This is a genomic window from Mycobacterium aquaticum, from assembly GCF_002086485.1.
GTDB classification, from domain to species: Bacteria; Actinomycetota; Actinomycetes; order Mycobacteriales; family Mycobacteriaceae; genus Mycobacterium; species Mycobacterium aquaticum.
The window spans coordinates 18,154-38,726 of record NZ_MVHF01000063.1 but is presented as its reverse complement, the minus strand read 5'-3'; the positions used below and the strand labels follow the sequence as shown (position 1 = coordinate 38,726).

The 20,573-nt window shown below is 66.8% G+C and carries 17 protein-coding genes and 1 pseudogene; 12 read left to right on the top strand and 6 right to left on the bottom strand.

Annotation, left to right across the window (positions count from 1 at the left end; all coding sequences use genetic code 11):
• Positions 1 to 69 precede the first annotated feature (69 nt).
• Positions 70 to 1,050: a 2,3,4,5-tetrahydropyridine-2,6-dicarboxylate N-succinyltransferase gene (dapD, locus tag BST13_RS35570; RefSeq protein ID WP_211296268.1), complete on the bottom strand. Its 981-nt coding sequence runs from the start codon at positions 1,048 to 1,050 to the stop codon at positions 70 to 72.
• On the opposite strand from dapD, the gene dapE reads away from it, so the two are divergent.
• Complete coding sequence (gene dapE / locus BST13_RS35565; protein ID WP_083170590.1) at positions 1,049 to 2,116, top strand: succinyl-diaminopimelate desuccinylase; 1,068 nt, start codon at positions 1,049 to 1,051, stop codon at positions 2,114 to 2,116. The two genes, dapD and dapE, sit on opposite strands and share 2 nt — an antisense overlap.
• On the opposite strand, the gene BST13_RS35560 is transcribed toward dapE, so the two are convergent.
• Positions 2,082 to 3,251, bottom strand: coding sequence for a DmpA family aminopeptidase (locus tag BST13_RS35560; protein WP_211296267.1), 1,170 nt, complete (start codon positions 3,249 to 3,251; stop codon positions 2,082 to 2,084). The two genes, dapE and BST13_RS35560, sit on opposite strands and share 35 nt — an antisense overlap.
• Complete coding sequence (locus tag BST13_RS35555) at positions 3,248 to 3,931, bottom strand: TetR/AcrR family transcriptional regulator (protein ID WP_029366551.1); 684 nt, start codon at positions 3,929 to 3,931, stop codon at positions 3,248 to 3,250. Before BST13_RS35555 ends, BST13_RS35560 begins: the two co-directional genes overlap by 4 nt.
• A gap of 102 nt (positions 3,932 to 4,033) precedes the next feature.
• Between BST13_RS35555 and BST13_RS35550 the strand changes: the two genes are divergently transcribed.
• The 4 genes from BST13_RS35550 (at position 4,034) to BST13_RS35535 (ending at position 9,779) form a co-directional block, all read left to right on the top strand.
• On the top strand, positions 4,034 to 5,476 hold the full coding sequence (locus tag BST13_RS35550; RefSeq protein ID WP_083170588.1) for an APC family permease: 1,443 nt from the start codon (positions 4,034 to 4,036) through the stop codon (positions 5,474 to 5,476).
• A gap of 65 nt (positions 5,477 to 5,541) precedes the next feature.
• A complete protein-coding gene (locus tag BST13_RS35545) occupies positions 5,542 to 5,907 on the top strand; it encodes an RNA-binding S4 domain-containing protein (protein ID WP_083170598.1) in 366 nt (121 codons plus the stop codon).
• A 166-nt stretch (positions 5,908 to 6,073) separates the two neighbouring features.
• Positions 6,074 to 7,684 (top strand): ABC-F family ATP-binding cassette domain-containing protein, encoded by a 1,611-nt coding sequence (locus BST13_RS35540; RefSeq protein WP_083170586.1) that lies wholly within the window; start codon positions 6,074 to 6,076, stop codon positions 7,682 to 7,684.
• A 376-nt stretch (positions 7,685 to 8,060) separates the two neighbouring features.
• Positions 8,061 to 9,779 carry an outer membrane protein assembly factor BamB family protein gene (locus BST13_RS35535; RefSeq protein WP_142282929.1) on the top strand — a complete coding sequence of 573 codons (1,719 nt, stop codon included), beginning with the start codon at positions 8,061 to 8,063 and terminating at the stop codon, positions 9,777 to 9,779.
• On the opposite strand, the gene BST13_RS35530 is transcribed toward BST13_RS35535, so the two are convergent.
• Positions 9,776 to 11,590 (bottom strand): outer membrane protein assembly factor BamB family protein, encoded by a 1,815-nt coding sequence (locus BST13_RS35530; protein ID WP_083170583.1) that lies wholly within the window; start codon positions 11,588 to 11,590, stop codon positions 9,776 to 9,778. The two genes, BST13_RS35535 and BST13_RS35530, sit on opposite strands and share 4 nt — an antisense overlap.
• Before the next feature lie 361 nt (positions 11,591 to 11,951).
• Between BST13_RS35530 and BST13_RS40050 the strand changes: the two are divergent.
• Positions 11,952 to 12,059 (top strand): annotated as a pseudogene (locus BST13_RS40050) (transposase); the annotation flags it as partial.
• Positions 12,060 to 12,092: 33 nt separating this feature from the next.
• On the opposite strand, the gene BST13_RS35525 reads toward BST13_RS40050, so the two are convergent.
• Positions 12,093 to 12,926 (bottom strand): type VII secretion target, encoded by an 834-nt coding sequence (locus BST13_RS35525; protein WP_083170582.1) that lies wholly within the window; start codon positions 12,924 to 12,926, stop codon positions 12,093 to 12,095.
• 36 nt (positions 12,927 to 12,962) lie between these two features.
• Complete coding sequence (locus BST13_RS35520) at positions 12,963 to 15,059, bottom strand: ATP-binding protein (RefSeq protein WP_083170580.1); 2,097 nt, start codon at positions 15,057 to 15,059, stop codon at positions 12,963 to 12,965.
• Positions 15,060 to 15,135: 76 nt separating this feature from the next.
• Between BST13_RS35520 and BST13_RS35515 the strand changes: the two genes are divergently transcribed.
• The 6 genes from BST13_RS35515 (at position 15,136) to BST13_RS35490 (ending at position 20,428) form a co-directional block, all read left to right on the top strand.
• Positions 15,136 to 15,696: an LOG family protein gene (locus tag BST13_RS35515; RefSeq protein WP_083170597.1), complete on the top strand. Its 561-nt coding sequence runs from the start codon at positions 15,136 to 15,138 to the stop codon at positions 15,694 to 15,696.
• A gap of 101 nt (positions 15,697 to 15,797) precedes the next feature.
• Positions 15,798 to 17,576, top strand: a complete 1,779-nt coding sequence (gene fadD6 / locus BST13_RS35510; protein WP_083170579.1) for a long-chain-acyl-CoA synthetase FadD6 — start codon at positions 15,798 to 15,800, stop codon at positions 17,574 to 17,576.
• A 104-nt stretch (positions 17,577 to 17,680) separates the two neighbouring features.
• Entirely contained in the window at positions 17,681 to 18,505 is an 825-nt protein-coding gene (gene folP / locus BST13_RS35505; RefSeq protein ID WP_083170595.1) for a dihydropteroate synthase, read from the top strand.
• Positions 18,502 to 19,452, top strand: a complete 951-nt coding sequence (locus BST13_RS35500) for a glucosyl-3-phosphoglycerate synthase (RefSeq protein WP_083170577.1) — start codon at positions 18,502 to 18,504, stop codon at positions 19,450 to 19,452. The genes folP and BST13_RS35500 overlap by 4 nt, the downstream gene beginning before the upstream one ends.
• A gap of 41 nt (positions 19,453 to 19,493) precedes the next feature.
• Positions 19,494 to 19,862 carry a DivIVA domain-containing protein gene (locus BST13_RS35495; RefSeq protein ID WP_083170576.1) on the top strand — a complete coding sequence of 123 codons (369 nt, stop codon included), beginning with the start codon at positions 19,494 to 19,496 and terminating at the stop codon, positions 19,860 to 19,862.
• Complete coding sequence (locus tag BST13_RS35490) at positions 19,859 to 20,428, top strand: DNA-3-methyladenine glycosylase I (protein WP_083170574.1); 570 nt, start codon at positions 19,859 to 19,861, stop codon at positions 20,426 to 20,428. The genes BST13_RS35495 and BST13_RS35490 overlap by 4 nt, the downstream gene beginning before the upstream one ends.
• Positions 20,429 to 20,573: the final 145 nt, after the last annotated feature.

Here is a 20,573-nt window from a genome sequence, read left to right as displayed (position 1 = left end):
AACGAGGCGCCGTCGGGGTCGCTCCTCGACGGCGCCTCCCCATGCCCACTTGACAGAATTCTCTACATATCAGTTGGCGTGCAGTGCCTCATTGAGGGTGATGCCGGTGCCGTCGCGCTTGACGACCTCTACGGCGCCGGACAGTGAGTTACGCCGGAACAGCAGGTTGCTCGCGCCGGAGAGCTCCTTGGCCTTGACGGTCTGCCCGTCAGCGGCGGTGACCTTCGTGCCACCGGTGACATAGAGACCGGCCTCGATGACGCAGTCGTCGCCCAGGGAGATGCCCAGTCCGGCGTTGGCGCCCAGCAGGCAACGCTTGCCGACCGAGATGACCTCTTTGCCGCCGCCGGAGAGGGTGCCCATGATGGACGCGCCGCCACCGACGTCGGAGCCGTCGCCGACCACCACGCCTGCCGAGATACGGCCTTCGACCATCGAGGTGCCGAGAGTGCCCGCGTTGAAGTTGACGAAGCCCTCGTGCATGACCGTGGTGCCTTCGGCCAGGTGCGCACCGAGGCGGACGCGGTCGGCGTCGGCGATGCGCACGCCCTTGGGCAGCACGTAGTCGACCATGCGCGGGAACTTGTCCACGCCGTAGACCGCTACCGCGCCGCGACGACGCAACCGGGCCCGCACGCTTTCGAAGCCTTCGACCGCGCACGGCCCGAAGTTCGTCCACACCACGTTGGCCAGCAGGCCGAAGATGCCGTCGAGGTTGGCCTCGTGCGGTTTGGTGAGCCGGTGGGAGAGCAGGTGCAGCCGCAGCCACACGTCGTGGGTGTCGACGGGCTTGTCGCCCAGGTCGGCGATGGTCGTGCGCACCGCCACCACCTCGACGCCGCGGTCGGCGTCCGGACCGGTGAGTCCCGTGAAATCGGCGGGGACATCGTCGCCGGTCAGCCGCACTGTGCCGGACTCGCCGGAGCCGGCCAGTTCGGGAGCAGGAAACCAGGTGTCCAGGACGGTTCCGTCGGCGGCAATGGTGGCCAGGCCGACGCCAGATGCGGCAGTCACGGAGCTACAGGGTACTGGACTAGCCTCGACGTTCATGGGGCTAGACCTGCGTGCCGATCCGATCACATTGACCGCGGCGCTGGTGGACATTCCCAGCGAGTCCCGTCACGAACAGCGCATCGCCGACGAGATCGAGGCTGCGCTGCGCGCGCAGGCTCCGTCCTTCGAGGTCATTCGCAACGGTGACGCCGTATTGGCCCGTACCCACCTGGGCCTGCCGTCGCGAGTGATGCTGGCCGGCCACATCGACACCGTGCCCGCCGCCGACAACGTGCCCAGCCGGATCGTCGACGGCGACATGTACGGCTGCGGCACCTCTGACATGAAGTCGGGCGACGCGGTGTTTCTGCACCTGGCTGCCACCATCGCCGAACCTGCGCATGACATCACCCTGGTCATGTACGACTGCGAGGAGATCGAGTCGACCGCCAACGGGCTCGGCCGCATCGAGCGCGAGCTGCCCGAATGGCTGGCCGCCGATGTGGCGATCCTCGGTGAGCCGTCGGGCGGCTACATCGAAGCCGGCTGCCAGGGCACCATCCGTGTCGTCGTCAGCGCTACCGGAACGCGCGCACACTCGGCGAGATCCTGGTTGGGGGACAACGCTATTCACAAACTCGGTGCGGTGCTGGACCGGTTGAGCAGCTATCAGGCCCGCAGCGTGGACATCGATGGCTGCGTGTATCGCGAAGGCCTTTCGGCGGTCCGCATCGACGGCGGGATCGCAGGCAATGTGATTCCGGACGCCGCCTCGGTGACCGTCAACTTCCGGTTCGCGCCCGATCGCAGCGTCGAACAGGCCTTGGCGCACGTGCACGAGGTGCTCGACGGGCTCGACGTGTCGATCGAGCTGACCGACGCAGCCGCAGGCGCATTGCCCGGCCTGACGAAGCCCGCCGCCGCGGCGCTGGTGGCAGCCGCAGGGGGAGCGGTGCGGGCCAAGTACGGCTGGACCGACGTGGCCCGCTTCGCGGCGCTGGGCATTCCCGCGGTCAACTACGGGCCGGGCGATCCGAATCTGGCCCACAAAGTCGATGAGCGAGTCGAGATCGCGCAGATCACTGCGGTCACCGACATGTTGCGGGCCTATCTGACCAGTTAACGCTTTTGAGTACGGGTCGGACCTGGTCGTGTGGCAGCGCCGGTGATGTGTGGGAGTCGCGTCCGATCATTGTCTCGTTGGCTACGAGCGCATTGAGCACCGCTTCCTCGACGGCGTAGACAGTGGCCGCGTAGAAGGGGTCGATGCGGTTCCACGGTAGGTGCTGGGCAGTGTAGATCTCGTCGCTGGACGGTGCGCCGCTGGGGAACCCGGTGCGCGACGGGCCGTTGTCGGCGGTGGAGAGCGCGAGGAAGAGGTCGCCACTGAACAGGCTCCCCGTCGTGCCGGTGCGGGCCAGGCCGAGAGGGACCCGGCGGGCCAGACCCTTGCACTGCGCGGGGCTCAGTGGGGCATCGGTGGCCACGACGACGATGACCGATCCGGCGCCGGCTGGGGCGCGCAGGTCCTGCTCAAGCCAGTCCGTGTCCTCCATCGGGTTGTCCGCCTGCACAAGCTGTCCGACTGGCGCTCCGCTGATCGTCAGCTCGTCGCGCGACCCGAAGTTGGCCTGTACGAACACTCCGACGGTGAAAGTGGTGTCCCCGAACGCGACAAGCCGCGATGAGGTGCCGTTACCACCTTTGAAGCCATAGCAATTCATGCCCGTACCGCCGCCCACGGAACCCTCTTCGATGGCCCCGCCGTGGGCAGAGTCGAGTGCCTGTCGCACCACCGCCGGGGTGACGTGACCGCCGTTGATGTCGTTGAGAAAACCGTCCCAGGTCTCGGCGCACACCGGAAGCAACCACTGGCGGGCCAGTAGGGGATGCACGGCGTTGATCCATTCGATGACGCCGGTATGGCATGCGCCGATGGCGTGGGTATTGGAAATGGTGATGGGCAGCGACAACTCCCCGACCTCGTCGATCCAGGCCGACCCGGTCATCTCTCCGTTGCCGTTTAGGCTGAAATACCCTGCTGCACAGGGGTTTCCGACGTCATCGCGACCGCGCGGCAGAATGGCCGTGACACCGGTGCGCACGGGCCCCTGGCCCACCGTCAACGCGCCCTCGCCACGGATGAGCGTGGCGTATCCGACTTCGAGTCCGGTGACATCGGTGATGGCGTTGTGCGGACCGGGAGTTCCGCGCAGAGCGATGCCGAGGTCGCGGGCGCGGATGCTGTTCGTGGTCACTTGCGGTTCCTTCTGATCGGTTTGCCAGTTGGCGGTTTCCCGGCGCCGGCCGGTGGTTCGGGGGGTTGCGTACACGCCGGGATGTCCGGACACCCGGTAGCCATGACGGCGAAGGCGTGAATCAGCGCCGCAGCGCGCTGCGGGGGCAGTGTGCGATTGTCGGTGACGATGTGCAGGCCGTAGGCATCTTCGAGAGCCACGAGATTCTGAGCGATATCCAGCGGATTGCCCCGCAGCGCGAAATGCCCTTGAGCTTGGCCGGTTTCGAGGATACCGAGATAGAGCGCCACCTGCTTGTCGTACAGCGAGGTAATCAGCGCCGAGTGCGTCTTGCGGAAGGCCAGGTAGGAGTCCAGGCGATAAAGGGCGGTCACCAGGGCATCGTCCGAGGACCACGGTATGCCTGAGCCGGTCATGGCTGACAGCTTCAGTCGGGCATCGGAAAGTTCGGTGACCGCCAGCATGCGGTCGTGGTAGAACCGCTCGCTGGCGCGTTGGTAGACCTCGGTGAGCAGGCCGGCGAAGTCGGTGAAGTAGTAGTGAATCGTCCCTGGTGACACGCCGGCGATCTCGGCGATATCGCGGATCCGCAACCCGTCCAAGCCGCGATCACGCATCGCCACCAACGTTGCGGCGATGATCGCGTCCCGAGCTGCGTCCTGGTTCTTGCGGCGGGCCATGGATATCCAACTCTCTGTTAAGAACCTATTAACTCAAATCCTGTCCTTGACAATAGGGTATGTGGTTTTCTTTGATTGGGAATCAAAGAAAGAAGGTTCGCGATGACCGAACAAGATCCAGCCCCGTTCGCGCTCGGTGTGCCCGGGCCGACGCCCGCGGGACGTGTCGCCTACCAGCAGGAACTGCACCGCGCACTGTCGATGAAAGAGAACATCCTCATCACGCTGTCGGCGGTCACGCCGGCTTCCAGCGTGTTCATCATCGTGCCGACGATCCTGCTCGGCGTGGGTGGGGCGTCGGTTTTGACGATGCTCGTCGGCGGCTTCGCGGCCATCTTCGTCGCACTGTGCTACGCCGAACTTTCCGCCACGTACCCGATTACCGGCGGCGAATACACCTGGGCAGCACGGCTTTTGGGCAAACCCGTCGGTTTCGCGATCTTCATGCTGACCCTCGTCAGCGCCGTGTTGATCATCGCGGTGATCGCGCTGGGAACCGGTGAATACCTGGGCGTCGCCTGGGAAGGGCTCGGCGGCAAGTGGATCGGCGTCGCCGTGATAGTGGTGACGACGTTCGTGGCGCTGCTCAACATCCGCACCAACGCCTGGGTTACCGGAATCTTTCTGGCCGTGGAGATCGCTGCGGTTGCGGTCGTAGCGGTCCTCGGTTTCGTGCATGTCGAGCGCGGACCGGCCGAGTTCCTGCACGCGCAGGTCGCCACAGGAGGTGTGCTGGCCAATGTGGGAGTCGGCGCGGTCGTCGCCCTGGTGCCGGTGGCGCTGTTCGCCTACAACGGCTACGGCGCGGCCATCTACTACGTCGAGGAAACCAAGAACGCCGCCAAGAACATCGGACGCGTGATCATCGTGTGTCTGTTCGTCACCGTCGCCGTCGAGATCATTCCGCTGGCCGCGGTGGTCCTCGGTGCGCCGTCGATGACCGAGTTGCTCAGCAGCGACGCACCGATGAACTACTTCCTGGTCGCCCGCGGCGGCTCGACGCTCAACGTCGTGGTCAGCATTGGCATCGCGATCGCCATCATCAACGCCGTCATCGCCATCATCCTGCAGGTCGCGCGGCAGTTGTTCGCCTCGGCGCGGGACCGGTCCTGGCCCGACCCGATCGATCGGGTACTGAGCGCCGTTCATCCCAAGCTGCACACGCCGGTCGCGGCGACCTTGGTGGTCGGCGCGTGCGCGGTCCTCGCCGCGAGCTTCGTCCCGCTCGACTGGCTCATCACCGCGACGGGTGCCGGCGTTGTGGCGATCTACCTGGCGGTGGCGCTGGCGGCGCTACGACTGCGCCGTCCCGGCGCGCGGACCAGCGCGGGCTACCGGATGCCGCTGTGGCCGCTGCCGCCGATCGTGGTGATCGCGATGATGGCCTATGTCACCTACCAGTTGGCGGTCTCGGCGCTAAGTCAGCTGATCGTCGCGGCAGCGACCATCGTCATCGGGGCGGTGTACTACTACGCATTCATCCACCCTCGCCGCGGCGAACGCTGGCAGCTGGCCGACCCGATCGTCGAAGCGGACGACCGGTAGGAACAGGCCGGGCGATCCGAGCCTCGCCCAGCGGTGTGACGAGCTGAGCGGGCTACCGTATGGGCGTGAGCAGCGTTCGCATCGACAGCTGGATCTGGGCCGTGCGGATCACCAAAACCCGATCCATGGCAGCCGCTGCGTGTCGTGCCGGCCACGTCCGCGTCAACAATGTGACCGCAAAACCGGCGCAGCTCGTCGGGCCCGGTGACGAGGTCCGGGTCCGCATCGACGGGCGCGAGCGCATCGTGGAGGTCCTGCGTCCGATCGCCAAACGCGTGGGCGCCGCGATCGTGCCGGAATGCCTGATCGACCGTACTCCGCCGCCTCCGCCCAAGGAGATCGTGGCGGCAGTGCCGGTCCGTGATCGGGGAACCGGCAGGCCCACCAAACGGGAACGGCGGCAATTGGATCGGCTACGCGGGCACTCCTGAATCCGTTAATCGGTTGCGCTCGTCAGTATTGTGGGTAACGCATCTGCTCCTCGACCGAGGTGGGTTGGAAACATGCTGGGAGACGACGACATCTCCGGGTGACCGGTGAGAGTCGATTCGTTCCTGTCCGTTCTGCGCTGTGCGCAGCCTCTTTTGGAGTTCCCGCATGTCTATTGTCTTTTCCCACGTGTCATTCGCGTGGCCCGATGACACTGAGCTGTTCACGGATCTGTCGTTCACCGTCGGTTCCGGTCGCACGGGACTCGTCGCGCCCAACGGCGCCGGTAAGAGCACGTTGCTCAAACTGATCGCCGGTGAATACGTGCCGTCGGCGGGGTCGGTGACCATCGACGGCACAGTCGGCTACCTGCCCCAAACTCTGCCGTTCGTCGCCGATCTGACGGTGGCGCAAGTGCTCGGGATCGCGCCGGTGCTCGAGGCGCTCACGGCGCTGGCCGATGGTGATGCCAGTGAGTCGGTGTTCGGCACCATCGGCGACGACTGGGACATCGAGGAGCGTTCCCGGGCACAGCTGGATCGGCTCGGGTTGGGCGGGATGGCGTTGGATCGCCCGCTGGGTACGTTGTCCGGCGGGGAGGTGGTGACGCTCGGCCTGGCCGCCGAACTGCTGAAGCGCCCCGATGTGTTGTTGCTCGACGAGCCCACCAACAACCTGGATCTCGATGCACGACAACGTCTTTACTCGGCCCTCGATGATTTCGGGGGCACTCTGCTGCTGGTGAGTCATGACCGCGTGCTGCTGGACCGCATGGATCAGATCGCCGAGCTCTATCGCGGCGACATCGTGTTCTACGGCGGCAATTTCACCGCCTATCAGGAGACGGTCGAAGCCGGGCAACAGGTCGCCGAGAGCAACATCCGTAGTGCCGAGCAACAACTCAAGCGTGAGAAGCGTCAGATGCAGCAGGCCCGGGAACGCTCGGCGCGGCGGGCCGGCAACGCGGCCCGCAACGTCAAGGACGCCGGACTGCCGAAAATCGTTGCGGGCAAACTCAAGCGTGATGCTCAGGAATCCGCTGCCCGCTCCGATGAGGTGCATGCCCGCAGGGTGGACGATGCGAAAGCGCGGTTGGACGACGCCGAACGGTCGCTGCGCGACGACAAGGTGATTGTCCTGGACCTTCCCGATTCGGCGGTGCCCGCGGGCCGGACACTGTTCGCGGCCGACGGCCTACAGGTCCACCGTGACGGCCGTAAGTTGTTCTCCGGCAATGGGATCAACCTTTCGATTCGCGGGCCGGAACGCATCGCGCTGACGGGACCCAACGGCGCGGGCAAGTCGACACTGCTGCGGATCATCGACGGGACCCTGCCGCCGGATGCCGGAACGGTGCAGCGGGCCGACGGCCGGATCGCGTATCTGTCTCAGCGGCTCGATCTTCTCGATCCCGAACGGACGGTGGCCGAGAGTCTGGTCGCTGCAGCACCCAGCCTGTCACACACCCGCAGGATGCATCTGTTGGCGCAGTTCCTGTTTCGTGGCGACCGGATCGATCTACCCGTCGGTGTGCTCTCCGGCGGGGAACGGCTGAGGGCGACGCTGGCCTGCGTACTGTACGCCGAGCCGACACCGCAGTTGCTGTTGCTCGACGAGCCCACCAACAACCTCGATCTGGTCAGCGTCGGACAGCTCGAATCGGCGCTGAACGCCTACCGCGGTGCGTTCGTGGTGGTCAGCCACGACGAACGCTTCCTCGCCGCGATCGGGATCGACCGCTGGTTGCGCCTCGACAACGGGGAGTTGAGCGTGGCCTGACGGTCACATGGCGGCCGGTTGAGGTGCTGAATTGGATATAGGTATGGCGGGGCCGCTGGCAGATCCACCCGATTGCGCAGAACACCCAGATGCTCGGGCAGTACTGAGTCGAATTGGCGTGCGTGGCCGAAGGTGAACTGCGCAACAGGGTGTCGTTTCCTCATTCCGCACCTGAAACCAACCAATTCATCGGTGGTTCAACGCTAAACACAGTGATCCCTGCCTACCGGACCAGGCCAGCAGCCAGGGCTTCGACGATGGATCTGGAACCGCCGTCATAGTCTGCATCTGCCGGCGACATTTCGATTTCGTGCACACGATTTGGACGGACGAAGAGGTGTCCGAGTTGGCCGCCGCACTATGGAAGAGTCATGACATGAACAATGGCGAGGCGCCGGCGGGGGGCGTGGCGAGGCAACCGCGGCAAGCTGCGGCGTGGCTGGGGTTGGGCGTTGGCGCAGCTGTGGGGGCGACGGTTCTCGGCGGCTACGGCTTCGTGCGACGCACTCCTTCTGGTGTGCATGAAACGTCGGTCACCGCGTGGGCTGCTGGTTCAGTCGTACTTCTGACCGTGGGAGCGCTGGCACTGATCTGGACCGCCCGATCCGCGCTCACCGGCGCTGACCTCACCCGCCGCTCATCACTACTGCTGACTGCGATTGTTGCGGTCGCCGCGTACGCCCTGTTGGCCGATCGCGATGGGCTGGCCGCCAGTACCTCCACCGCGATGGCGCTGCTGCGCCTGTCGTGGGCGGTGTTGGCGATCGCGGCGATTCTCGTGGTGGCAGGAGCGGTGGCGACCGCCGGTCGGGCAGCCGCCGCACGCCTCTGGGGAAATCTGGTACCGGCGCTGGTGATCGGTCTTGTCCTCGCCCTGGTCAGCGGCGCATCGGTGCATGCCCGTACCGACACCGCACTCACGGCGACGCCAATCGACATACCCGCCGCGCCAACCACAGTCGGTACCAATGTGGCATATGCCTTGCCGACTAAGGATCCCAGTTTCATCGCCCCAGCCGGACCCGGCTTCGTCATGCTGGATGGTGACGCCCTGAATGGATATTCTGGCCAAACGGGACAGCTGAGGTGGCGGTTGCCGTTCGCCATGGTCGGTGGGAACTGTGAGCCCTCGTCAGTGCGTAGCACCGGCACCTCTGCAGGTTCGGTCGTGATCGCTCAGTGCTTGCGGCACAAGCCATCGTCCGACTCGTCGGTGTCCGAGTGGCATGCCGTTCTCACCGGGATCGACGCGATGACGGGCCACCTGTTGTGGACCAATGGGGACAATTGGAGGATCCGATCGACAATCGTCACCGGTCCCGACGTGATACCGGTAGTGCGTGCAGGTGAGGTTGGGGCGCTGGATCCGCATACCGGAAAACTTTGGTGGACAAAGCAGTTCGATCAAGGCGAGTGCGGTGGCAACATTGTGGGGACCGGCGACCAGGCCCAGTCGATCCTGTACTTCGCAGTCTGCGCCAGCCCGATCACGCTGCACGTCGCCGACGGGCGCACCGGCACCGAGCGCACCATACCCATCGAAGCACCACACGTCGGCTCGGATATCGGGCGGACCGAATTAGCAGCCGCGGCAGGCGACGTCGTCGTGATCGCGGTGTCCTCAGCCGAACGGGACATCCAAGAGGTAACGCTCGCTGTCGACATCCGCACCGGTGACACGATGACGGTGCCGGTCAAATACCTGCGCCAAGATCGCAATTCGTTCCAGGCCGGACAGTACCCCGGCCCAGTACTCCAGCTCAGCGGCGGTTCCGACGGCGCCACGGTGTACCTTGTTGCCCAACGTCGCACTCTCCGGACAACCACCCCGACCAGCACGCTTGACCGCGCGATCATGGACGGACAGCGTTGGGCCGTCGTGGGCGATCAGTTGGTCACCGCGACGGCGGTCACCGCCGCCTATCGCTCCCAGCTGGCGACCGTCACCCTGGGTGGTACCGCGGTCGGCCATCCGTCACCATGCGGCGCGAACGAACTGGGTGGCGTCATCGTAGTGCCCGGGGCGGTATTGGCGGTCTGCGCGCGCACTGTGCGCGAAGAGGTGACGGGCTATGTCATAACAGGTATCCATTAGCGGACACCGACCACCTGATCACCGCAGCGGGCCAAGAGGGCGCCCGGTGCCAACGCGCCCAAGGCCGGCTCGCTTTCCGGCGCGCATGGTGACGGCAGTATCCGCAAGGCACCTGTGGAGTCGAGTGCCCGCAGTGGGGACATTGACGGCTCACCGGGCTTCTTGTCCGCCTCAGTGAGTGTGGACAGCGACGTGACCCAACCGGCACCGATGCTGATCACCTGCGGGTGGACGTCCCAGTCCCCGGTGCCCCGGGTGTAGAGGCCTATCGGCACAGTGACGCCAGAGTGGACATCGAGGATTGAGCCGGCCCATCCGGATTTGGTATCCCCTGCACCGAACAACACCATCGACCGTGAGTCCAGCAGGTACCCATCATGATCCGGCGGAGCTGTGGCAAGCAGCCCACCGGTCTGCAGGTCGACCGCCACATAGTTGTGAGTCAGGGTCGGTTGTACCCGCCTGATTTCGAGAAGGCCTGTGGAACCGTGGGTTTCCTTCACGCTGACATCGCCGAAGGTGCGACGCAACTCGTCGGCATCAATGCCCAATGCAGGCAACCGGACTTCACCCCGTTGCCGCCCCGTGTGGGGATCCATCAATCTGGCCGCGACATCCGGCTGCCCAGGGTCGCAGGCAGGCACCAACACCGCATCCTCGCCGAGCAGCCAGCGGCCACCGCAGACCTCAGGCGTTGCATCGGTCCATAACGTCTCACCGGTCCTGGCCGCCAGCGCTGTCCGCACCGTCGACGAAGGCCCGCTCTGCGTCGCCAAGACCACGGCAGTTGAAGCTTGTAGCCAGACCTCATCGGTGCGGTCACGATCGTGGTGCCAGAGCAATTCGCCTGTCGTGGCATCGAACCCGAGAACTGCATGCGATGCGGAGACCACGACGACGCTGGCCGCACCGGTACCCGTCACAGTCCACGAAGTGATCTTCGGATCGGCAAACTGATAGAACCACCGCTGCCGGCCAGTCGCACCGTCGTAGCCAATCAACCGACTCGAAGTCTTATCGTCGCCGTCGACCACAGTGACGAAGCCAGGACCTGCCGCGGCCACTCGCGCGTCGTACGGGACACCTTCCACGCGGTACGCCACCTCTCCGACCACATTCGAGGGAATCGGCTCCGGCTCAACGCGGTCGGCGGTGTGCGCCTGTTGGGCGACGGACAGTGTCGGGCCCACCGGGTGAGGCGGCGAGTTCGAACCTGCCAACACGACCGGAACGACCAGAACCGACGCCATTGCCGTCGCCAGCACCATCGACGCGATGTGGTCCGACGACCACGTAAACATCCGCTCCGCGGATGCGGGCGGCGACAGGTGCCCGACAGCTGCGCGCAACGCCACGGCAGCCACTGCCAGGCAGGCCAACCACCATGCTTCCCGCGCCGCGGCCGTCAGAACTGGTCCATTGGACTGACTTTGGGCGTAGGCGACGGCTCTGAACAGCTCGGCCGAAGTACCTCGGTGCAAGGCGATCAGGCCACCGACAGCCACCGCAGCGGGCACCGAGGAGGTCGCAGCGAGAAACCGGGCCATCCGATCGGTAGACCGCCGGTACAGCCGCCCCAGCCCTAGGTACGCGACGACGATCACCGCCGCGAGAACGACGACGACCGTTGTGCGGTACACCAGCGCACCGGGCTCTTCGCCTGGAAACGAGCTTGCGTTCAGTCGTCGCCAGGCAACGACGAGGCACAAAGCTGCGGCCACCATCAGACCAACGGTCACGCCGACCAGTACGAACGACCGCGGCGTACTCCGGCGTTGGGGCGTCTGGGATCCGGCGGTCACAGCGGTCACCTACCGAGCCTAACCAGGCGTCGCCGCTGCTCCGTGCGGAACTTCGACACCGATTCGAGCTCTGGCCTCCGGCGAAAGACACGAGGTAGCTCGGCTGTTCAGCGCTACATCGGTGCCGCCGCGGCGTTGCGGCGCCTGCGCATCAATGCGGCAGCGAGTCGGTGCGAGCCCAGATCGGTTTGCCCATGAGGCATTCCGTTGCAGCAGTTTCGCGCCTTCGTCTTCGTCGGACTGTGTGCTACGTCGCGACTTCCCACCGTCGTCGCGGTAGCACGCGAGCGTGCGAAAGCGGCTGGATCCAGAAGGAGATGAAGTCGTAGGTGCGTCCCCTAGTCCGAAGGTTGTGGCGCACTTGGAGTGTCAGCATATCGCCACTCACAGGGACTCGATCCTGGATGCAGTCCGACATCGCCTATCCAATGGTCGGATCGAATCGGTCAACGCCAAGATACGGCTCATAACCCTGGTCCTTGGCTAACCAAAGCTAAGCGTCGGCTGACGGTCACATGGCGCGGGTCGGCGCGGTAGGACCGGCCGGCTTGGGCGCCACGCCGGCGTCGGGAGCGCGGTTACCGACCTGGTGGCTCCCGGCGCCCGCCTGCTTGCCGGGTTGATGGCCTTGGCCGTCGCGTTCCTTGGCGTCCGTGGCCTCTTTGCTCTCCTTGCCGTCTTTGGCGTCGACGGGCGCCTTCTCGCCGTCCTTGGCGCCGTCGGCGCCCTCGGCCTTGGCCTTCTCCAGCGTCTCGGCACCGGCTCCTGCCGCGCCGCCGCCCTGGGTCGCGGCTTGCACGATGCCCTGGACACCCTGCATTACCTGCTGGGGAATCTGGCTGAGCCCCTGCGTCATGCCCTGGATCGGCTGGGTGATGGACTGCGCCATCTGTCCCATCATCTGACCCATTTGTCCGAGCATCTGGCCGGCCGCCTGCCCGCCGCTGTCCTGGCCGGCGGGAGCGCCCGTGCCGCCCGGACTGCTGGCGCCGCCGGGCGTCGAGGCCCCGGTGGGCGAGCCGCCTTGTCCGCCTGAGCCTTCCATCTCCGCAGCGCGCGCCCTCAGGCTCTCGGCGGCTGCGGTGTCGCCGCGCTCATAAGCTTGGGCGGCTTGCCGGAGCAGGCCCCCGAGTTCCCCGGAAGCAGCCTGGGTGGCCGCCACCGCGGCACTGCGCGACGCCTGGGTGCCGTCGAATGCGCCCTGCATCGGGAATCCGATGGCGCCATGGCTGTCGGACACACTCCCGACCGCACCGTTGAGCACATTGCTCGCCGACGAGCTGACATCATCGAGTTGTTGACCCAAGGCATTCACCGCACCGATGTCTGCATTGAACTGTGTCATCTCGGCCCCTCGGATAGTGCGTTGCAGCTACCGATTCTACGGTCGGTTCGGGGCAGCTCCCGGCGGCGGATCCGCGATGGCCTGACGAGCCGCGTCATTGGCGGCCGCGGACATCCCCAGGTCGTGGTATCGCAGCGAAACCTCTTGCAGCGCAGCGCTGTCGCCTGCAGCCAGGGCGCGGGCGTGGTCCATGGTGATTCTGCTGAACACGCAGTCCAGCCCGATTCGGGCCAGGCTGTCCACGGCGCGGGTATCGCCGAGGCGCACCCCGTCGTGCAGTGCCCGTAATGCCACCGCAGTCTGACCGCCGCGCTCGGCGGTCTTGGCGGCGTCGCGTGCGGCGGCGATCGCGCCGAGCGAATCCTTGCGGGCGTGGCACGTCCAAGCCCGGGCCAGCCCCAGTTCCGGCGCGAACAGCATGGATTTGAGCCCGTGCCGGGATTCCGCTCGGGACAACGCCTTTGCGGCCTCCATCGGCATCCCGTGCTGACCGAGTGCCTGTGCCAACAACATCCACGCCAGGGGGCCCCACGAATATCCGGTCGGCGCCAAAGCTGCTGTCGCGCGGCGCAGCAGGGACACAGCCTGCAGCGACCCACGGACCAGCAACACATCGGCGACCAGCACTTCGCCGATGGCCCGGCCCGGTTGCTGCAACTGGGCGAAATCGGTCAGCTCCTGCGCCATGGCCTGGGCCTCGTCCAGCTGACCGGTGAGCAGCAGCGCCGTGGTCTGCCCGAAACCGCTGGTGAACCGAAGCAGGCCGGGGTGCCCGGCGTCCAGCGCCCGCTGCGCCATGGGGTCGACCTCGTCGAACCGGCCCAGCCGTGCGCAGCTGAGCGCCGCCGCAGACGCGGCCCACCCGACGGCGGTGTCATCGGCAGCATCGCTGTTCAGCACCTCTCCGGCGAGCGTCAAAGCCCGTTGTGGGGCACCGGAATTCATCGAGAACGTGGCCGAAAGGGCATCGAGGGTGGTCTGCGCCTGCGGGGTGCTCACCCGGCCTCGGGTGGTCCGTAGAAACGCGGTGGCCCGCTCGGGCTCGGAGAGCATCCAGAACTGATTGGCCGCCCGCGGCAACGCCCACGCCATCAGCTGGGTGTCGTCGAGTTCGGTCGGGTCGACCGCTGACAGCACCTCGTCGGCCTCGCGTCCGCGTCCCTGCCAGGCCAGAGCGTAGGCCAGCGTCAAGCGGGCCTCGAAGCCGGCGGCCAATGCAGTCCGGCCCAGGTGCTCGGCCAGGTTCAGATCGCCCAGCCGCAGTGCGGTGGCCGCGGCGGCCGCGACCTCGAGCGGCGGCTGCGGCCGGTCGCTGTCCACGGCCAGCACCGCGACGCGCAGCTGGTCCACCACGCCGCATCCCGGCGTCGCCAGCATGCGGTCGACCAGGGCCGTGCGCAGTCGGCGCAGTGCGGGACCGCCCACCGAGGCGCGGACCGCGTCGCGGAACAGTGGGTGCGCGCAGCCCACCATGGCGTTCTCGATCCGCACGGCGCCGCTCTCGCGGGCCCGCTCGATGGCGTCGGCACCGGTCAGCGGAAGCAGAACCGCCAGCGGCAAGGGGTCATGCACCGCCAGATATCGCAGGGTGCGCAAGGCGTCGCCGGGCAGGTCGGCGACGAACGACGCCACCTGTTCGGCCAGCCGCGCGTCGTCGTGCCCTGCCGGGCACACCTCGATCCGGTTGACCAAACCGTCGCGCCACAGCGCGGTGACCTCCGCGGGTCCTTCGTCGTCGGCGGTGGCGATCACCTTCGCCGCGTCGCTGACGGCCAGCTGGTACACCAGGGCGGCCGACAACGGGTCGAGCAGATGCGCGTCGTCGACCACCAGGAGCAGATCCGAACCGAGTGCCTCGCGGCCCGCCCGGAGCACCTCGGCGGTCTTGCCGACGTCGGGCACGTCGATCAGATGATCCACCGCCGCAAAAGGAATCCCTGCCGCCGACTCGGTGCCCGTCACCCAGGCCACCCGGCGATAGTCCGGACCGTGCTGCTCCGCGGCGCAGCGGGCCAGCGATGTCTTGCCCACCCCGTCCGGGCCGATCAGCACAGCGCCGGACCGATCGCGCAAACCGGCCTCAAGGCCGTCGAGAGCGCGGTCGCGCGGGGTGATCACCCAGTCGACAGACACCTACGCGATCTTATGGGCGCGGCCATCTCACCCGGCCGGAAATCGGCTGTTCACTCCGAACCCTTACGTTGTGTGGGTGTCCGGTGAAGTTGGCCGCCCATGGGCGGTATGTGTGTATTGCGCGTCTGGTCCCACCCACCCCGAGTTGTTGGCGCTGGCCAGCCAGGTGGGATTGGCGATCGCCAAGCGCGGCTGGACGTTGGTGTCCGGCGGCGGGAACGTCTCGGCGATGGGCGCGGTGGCCCGCGCCGCCCGGTCGGGTGCCGGGCACACCGTCGGAGTGATCCCGAAGGCCCTCGTGCACCGCGAACTCGCCGACATCGACGCCGCCGAACTCATCGTCACCGACACCATGCGCGAACGTAAGAAGGAGATGGAGGACCGCTCCGACGCATTCATCGCGCTGCCCGGCGGGATCGGCACACTCGAGGAGTTCTTCGAGGCCTGGACCGCGGGCTACCTGGGGATGCATGACAAGCCGCTGGTGTTGCTCGACCCGTTCGGGCACTACGACGGGCTGATGACGTGGCTGCACGGCCTGGTCGAAACGGGCTACGTGTCCCCAGGGGCGCTGGATCGGCTCGTGGTGGTCGACGACGTCGATGCCGCGCTGGCGGCCTGCTCTCCGCAGCCCTGACCGGGCGGTTCATCGGTAGGTAGAACCGGCGGTAACGGCGATCACCTGCGTGGTTAAGGTGAGGCCCACACCTACGGGCAAATGTGGAGGGGATTCACCGTATGACCGACCAGAAATCGGGGACTCGCAGCAGCGTCGGCCTGCTCGACATCGCCACTGCGGTTCCCGGCCTGCTGATGGATGCTCCGGTGATCGCGCGCGGGGTACTCACCGGATTTCTGGCCCGGCCGACGGCCAAGACCTCGATCGGCAAGGTCTTTCAGGACCGCGCCGCGCAGCACGCCGACCGCGTGTTCATCAAGTTCGGTGACGAGCGCATCACTTACCGCGAGGCCAACGAGACCGTCAACCGGTACGCCGCGGTGCTGGCCGCACGTGGCGTCGGGCACGGCGACGTGGTCGGCGTCATGCTGCGCAACTCGCCCGACGCCGTGCTGCTCATGCTGGCGATCGTCAAGTGCGGTGCGGTCACCGGGATGCTCAACTACCACCAGCGCGGCAAGGTCCTGGCCCACAGCATCGGCCTGCTGACCGCGACGGCTGTCGTCGCCGAGCCCGACCTGATCGACCCCATCGTCGAAAGTGGTGCCGACACGACCGGGTTGATGACCATCGAAGAGTTGCATCGGCTTGCCGCCACCGCGCCCATCGGTAATCCGGCCAGCGCGTCGGCCGTGCTGGCCAAGGACAAGGCGTTCTACATCTTCACCTCCGGCACCACCGGCATGCCCAAGGCCAGCGTGATGACGCACTACCGCTGGCTGCGTGCCCTTGGCGGGTTCGGCGGCCTGGGGTTGCGGCTGCGCAACACCGACACCCTGTACTGCTGCCTGCCGCTGTACCACAACAACGCGCTGACCGTATCGCTCGGTTCGGTGCTGAACTCCGGCTCGGCGCTGGCGCTGGGCAAGTCGTTCTCGGCGTCGCGGTTCTGGGACGAGGTGATTGGCTACGAGGCCACCGCATTCGTCTACATCGGCGAGATCTGCGGCTACCTGCTCAATCAGCCTCCCAAGCCGACCGACCGGGCACACAAGGTGCGGGTGATCGTCGGCAACGGACTGCGCCCGGCCATCTGGGACGAGTTCACCCAGCGCTTCGGCATCCCGCGAGTCTGCGAGTTCTACGGCGCCAGCGAGGGCAACACGGCGTTCGTCAACGTGTTCAACGTGTCCAAGTCGACCGGGATCTGCCCGAGCCCGGTGGCGTTCGTCGAATACGACCCCGACAGCGGCGAACCGGCCCGAGGATCCGACGGCAGGCTGCACAAGGTGAAGTCCGGTCAGCCTGGCCTGCTGCTGTCCAAGGTCAGCGACTTCCAGCCGTTCGACGGCTACACCGACAAATCGGCCACCGAGAAAAAACTGATCCGCAATGCGTTCAAGGACGGCGACGTCTGGTTCAACACCGGCGACCTGATGCGCTCGCAAGGCTTCGGGCACGCCGCGTTCGCCGACCGGCTCGGCGACACCTTCCGGTGGAAGGGCGAGAACGTGGCCACCACCGAGGTGGAGGCCGCCGTCGCCAGTAATCCGCTGATCGAGGAGTGCACGGTGTTCGGCGTCGAGGTGCCGGGTGCCGGTGGCCGCGCCGGGATGGCCGCGGTGCAGCTCAAGGACGGCAAGGAGTTCGACGGCAAAGCGCTCGCCGACGCGTTCTACGGCCATCTGCCGAGCTATGCGGTGCCGCTGTTCATCCGGGTCGTCGACAGCCTGGCGCACACCTCGACGTTCAAGAGCCAGAAGGTGGAACTGCGCAAACAGGGCTACGGCGACGCGGTTGACGGCTCGGTGTACGTGCTGGCCGGCCGCGACGAGGGATACGTGCCGTTCTACGCCGAATACCCCGACGAAGTGATGGCGGGCAAGCGACCGAAGTAGCCGCGAAATCGCACGACGTTAGCCTGGATGGCGTGTTGACGTCGCCGCCGAGCCCCCCTCGGACCTTCTGTGGTCGCCCGGTGGCCGGTGACCGCGCGCTGATCATGGCGATCGTCAACCGCACCCCCGATTCGTTCTACGACCGGGGGGCCACGTTCACTGATGAGGCCGCCAAATCCGCGGCTCATCGCATGATCGCCGAGGGTGCCGACGTCATCGACGTCGGGGGAGTCAAGGCGGGGCCCGGCAATGTCGTGGACGCCGACGAGGAGGCTGCCCGCGTCGTGCCGTTCATCGAATGGCTGCGGGCCGCCTATCCCGACCAGCTGATCAGCGTCGACACGTGGCGCTCGACGGTCGCCAAACAAGCCTGCGCGGCCGGCGCCGACCTGATCAACGACACCTGGGCCGGCGCCGACCCGGGGCTGCCGGAGGTGGCCGCCGAATTCGGGGCGGGCCTGGTGTGCTCGCACACCGGCGGGGCGGTGCCGCGCACCCGGCCCTTTCGCGTCAACTACGGCATCACCGAGCGCGGTGTCGTCGACGACGTGATCGCCGAGGTGACCGCGGCCGCCGAGAATGCCGTGTCAGCCGGGGTCCCGCGGGACCGGATCCTCATCGATCCGACCCACGATTTCGGCAAAAACACTTATCACGGTCTTAGTTTGTTGCGCCACGTAAAAGATCTTGTTAAGACCGGATGGCCGGTCCTGATGGCCCTGAGCAATAAGGATTTTGTCGGGGAGACTCTGGGTGTGGACGTCACCGAGCGCCTGGAGGGCACCTTGGCCGCGACGGCATTGGCCGCCGCGGACGGTGCCGCGATGTTCCGGGTGCACGAGTGCGGGCCCACCCGGCGCGTACTCGAGATGGTCGCGTCGATCCAGGGAGTGCGGGCACCCGCACGAACAGTGAGGGGACTGGCATGACCCTAATGCCCGATCTGGCCGTCAACGATGGCGTCGCCGGACACCGCTGGCTGGCCGACCACAGCTGGAACCGTCCGACATGGACCGTCGCAGAGCTGGAAGCGGCCAAGGCCGGCCGAACCGTCTCGGTGGTGCTGCCCGCCCTCAACGAAGAAGAAACCGTCGGATCGGTGGTGGAGACCATCACGCCGCTGCTCGGCGGCCTGGTCGACGAGCTGATCGTGCTCGATTCCGGCTCGACCGACGACACCGAGATCCGCGCACTGGCGGCCGGTGCGCGGGTGGTCAGCCGGGAGGTGGCACTGCCCGAGGTGGCGCCGCAACCCGGCAAGGGCGAGGTGCTGTGGCGCTCGCTGGCCGCGACCACGGGCGACATCATCGCGTTCGTCGACTCCGACCTGATCGATCCCGACCCCATGTTCGTACCCAAGTTGCTGGGACCGCTGCTGACCGTCGACGGTGTGCACCTGGTCAAGGGGTTCTACCGGCGCCCACTCAAGATCAGTGGCAGCGAGGACGCCAACGGCGGCGGCCGGGTCACCGAGCTCGTCGCCCGCCCGCTGCTCGCCTCACTGCGACCCGAGCTCAACTGTGTCCTTCAGCCGCTCGGCGGCGAATACGCAGGCACCCGGGAGCTGCTCACGGCCGTGCCGTTCGCGCCGGGTTACGGCGTGGAGATCGGCCTGCTCGTCGACACCTACGACCGCCTCGGCATCGATGCCATAGCCCAGGTGAACCTGGGTGTGCGCGCACACCGCAACCGGCCGCTGACCGAATTGGCCTCGATGAGCCGTCAGGTGATCGCCACCTTGCTGTCCCGCTGCGGCATCGCCGACTCCGGTGTGGCGCTCACGCAGTTCTTCGCCGACGGTGACGGGTTCACCCCGCGGGCGTCATCGGTATCCCTCGCCGACCGGCCACCCATGATCACCCTGCGTCCGCACTAGCCGCCGACCGCTTGTCAGACGGTTGAGGCAGTATCGACGGTGTGACATTGATTCTGCTGTACCTGGTGGTGCTGGTCCTGGCGGCCACCGTGCTGTTCGGGGTGGGCAGCGTGATCTTCGGCCGGGGCGAGACGTTGCCGCCGCTGCCGCGGGGGACGACGGCGACGGTCCTGCCGGCCTCCGGCGTCACCAGCGCCGACGTGGATGCGCTGCGGTTCGCCCAGACGGTGCGCGGCTACAAGACCAGCGAGGTCGACTGGGTTCTGGATCGCCTGGGGCAGGAGCTCGACGGGTTACGCGGTGAGCTCGCCGCATTGCGCGCGGCGTACGGCGTGCCCGACGACGCCGAGGGCGACGACGCCGAGGTGTCGGCCACGGCCGGCCAGATTCGCGCGTCGGACGACACGTGACCGACGACGGCCGCATCCGCTGCGGCTGGGCGGTCGACAGCGCCGCGGGTTCGACCCTGTACCGCGACTACCACGACACCGAGTGGGGCCGACCGCTGCGCGACTCTGTGGCGCTGTTCGAACGGGTCAGCCTTGAGGCGTTTCAGAGCGGTCTGTCGTGGCTGACCATCCTGCGTAAGCGGGAGAACTTCCGCCGCGCATTCGACGACTTCGACCCCGAGAAAGTCGCGAGTTACGACGACGCGGACATCGAGCGGCTAATGGCCGACACGGGCATCGTGCGCAACCGGGCCAAGGTCCTGGCCACCATCGCCAATGCCAGGGCCGTCACCGAGCTGGACGTCGACCTGGCCGAGCTGCTGTGGTCGTTCGCGCCGCCGCCCCGCCCCCGACCCGCTGACCTGTCGGAAGTGCCCGCGGTGACGCCGGAATCGACCGCGATGGCCAAGGAGCTGAAGCGGCGCGGCTTCAAATTCGTCGGGCCCACGACCGCGTACGCATTGATGCAGGCCACCGGAATGGTGGACGACCACATCAGGCCCTGTTGGGTTCAGGCGTCCCGCTAGACGGCACGCCGCCCGACATCCGCCGGGTCTTTGCACACCCATCGCCGCGGATAGGGAAGAATAGGGGTAGTTCAGTAGCAGTTCAGTGCCGGGTGCCGCCAACGAGTGGGCGGGGCCGGGCCCCGACCCGGCCCACCGAACGTGG

Coding starts and splice junctions, on each gene's coding strand:
- dapE (WP_083170590.1), top strand. CDS start 1,049: ATGGGGCTAGACCTGCGTGCCGATCCGATCACATTGACCGCGGCGCTG.
- dapD (WP_211296268.1), bottom strand. CDS start 1,050: ATGAACGTCGAGGCTAGTCCAGTACCCTGTAGCTCCGTGACTGCCGCA.
- BST13_RS35555 (WP_029366551.1), bottom strand. CDS start 3,931: ATGGCCCGCCGCAAGAACCAGGACGCAGCTCGGGACGCGATCATCGCC.
- BST13_RS35550 (WP_083170588.1), top strand. CDS start 4,034: ATGACCGAACAAGATCCAGCCCCGTTCGCGCTCGGTGTGCCCGGGCCG.
- BST13_RS35540 (WP_083170586.1), top strand. CDS start 6,074: ATGTCTATTGTCTTTTCCCACGTGTCATTCGCGTGGCCCGATGACACT.
- BST13_RS35535 (WP_142282929.1), top strand. CDS start 8,061: ATGAACAATGGCGAGGCGCCGGCGGGGGGCGTGGCGAGGCAACCGCGG.
- BST13_RS35525 (WP_083170582.1), bottom strand. CDS start 12,926: ATGACACAGTTCAATGCAGACATCGGTGCGGTGAATGCCTTGGGTCAA.
- fadD6 (WP_083170579.1), top strand. CDS start 15,798: ATGACCGACCAGAAATCGGGGACTCGCAGCAGCGTCGGCCTGCTCGAC.
- folP (WP_083170595.1), top strand. CDS start 17,681: ATGGCGATCGTCAACCGCACCCCCGATTCGTTCTACGACCGGGGGGCC.
- BST13_RS35500 (WP_083170577.1), top strand. CDS start 18,502: ATGACCCTAATGCCCGATCTGGCCGTCAACGATGGCGTCGCCGGACAC.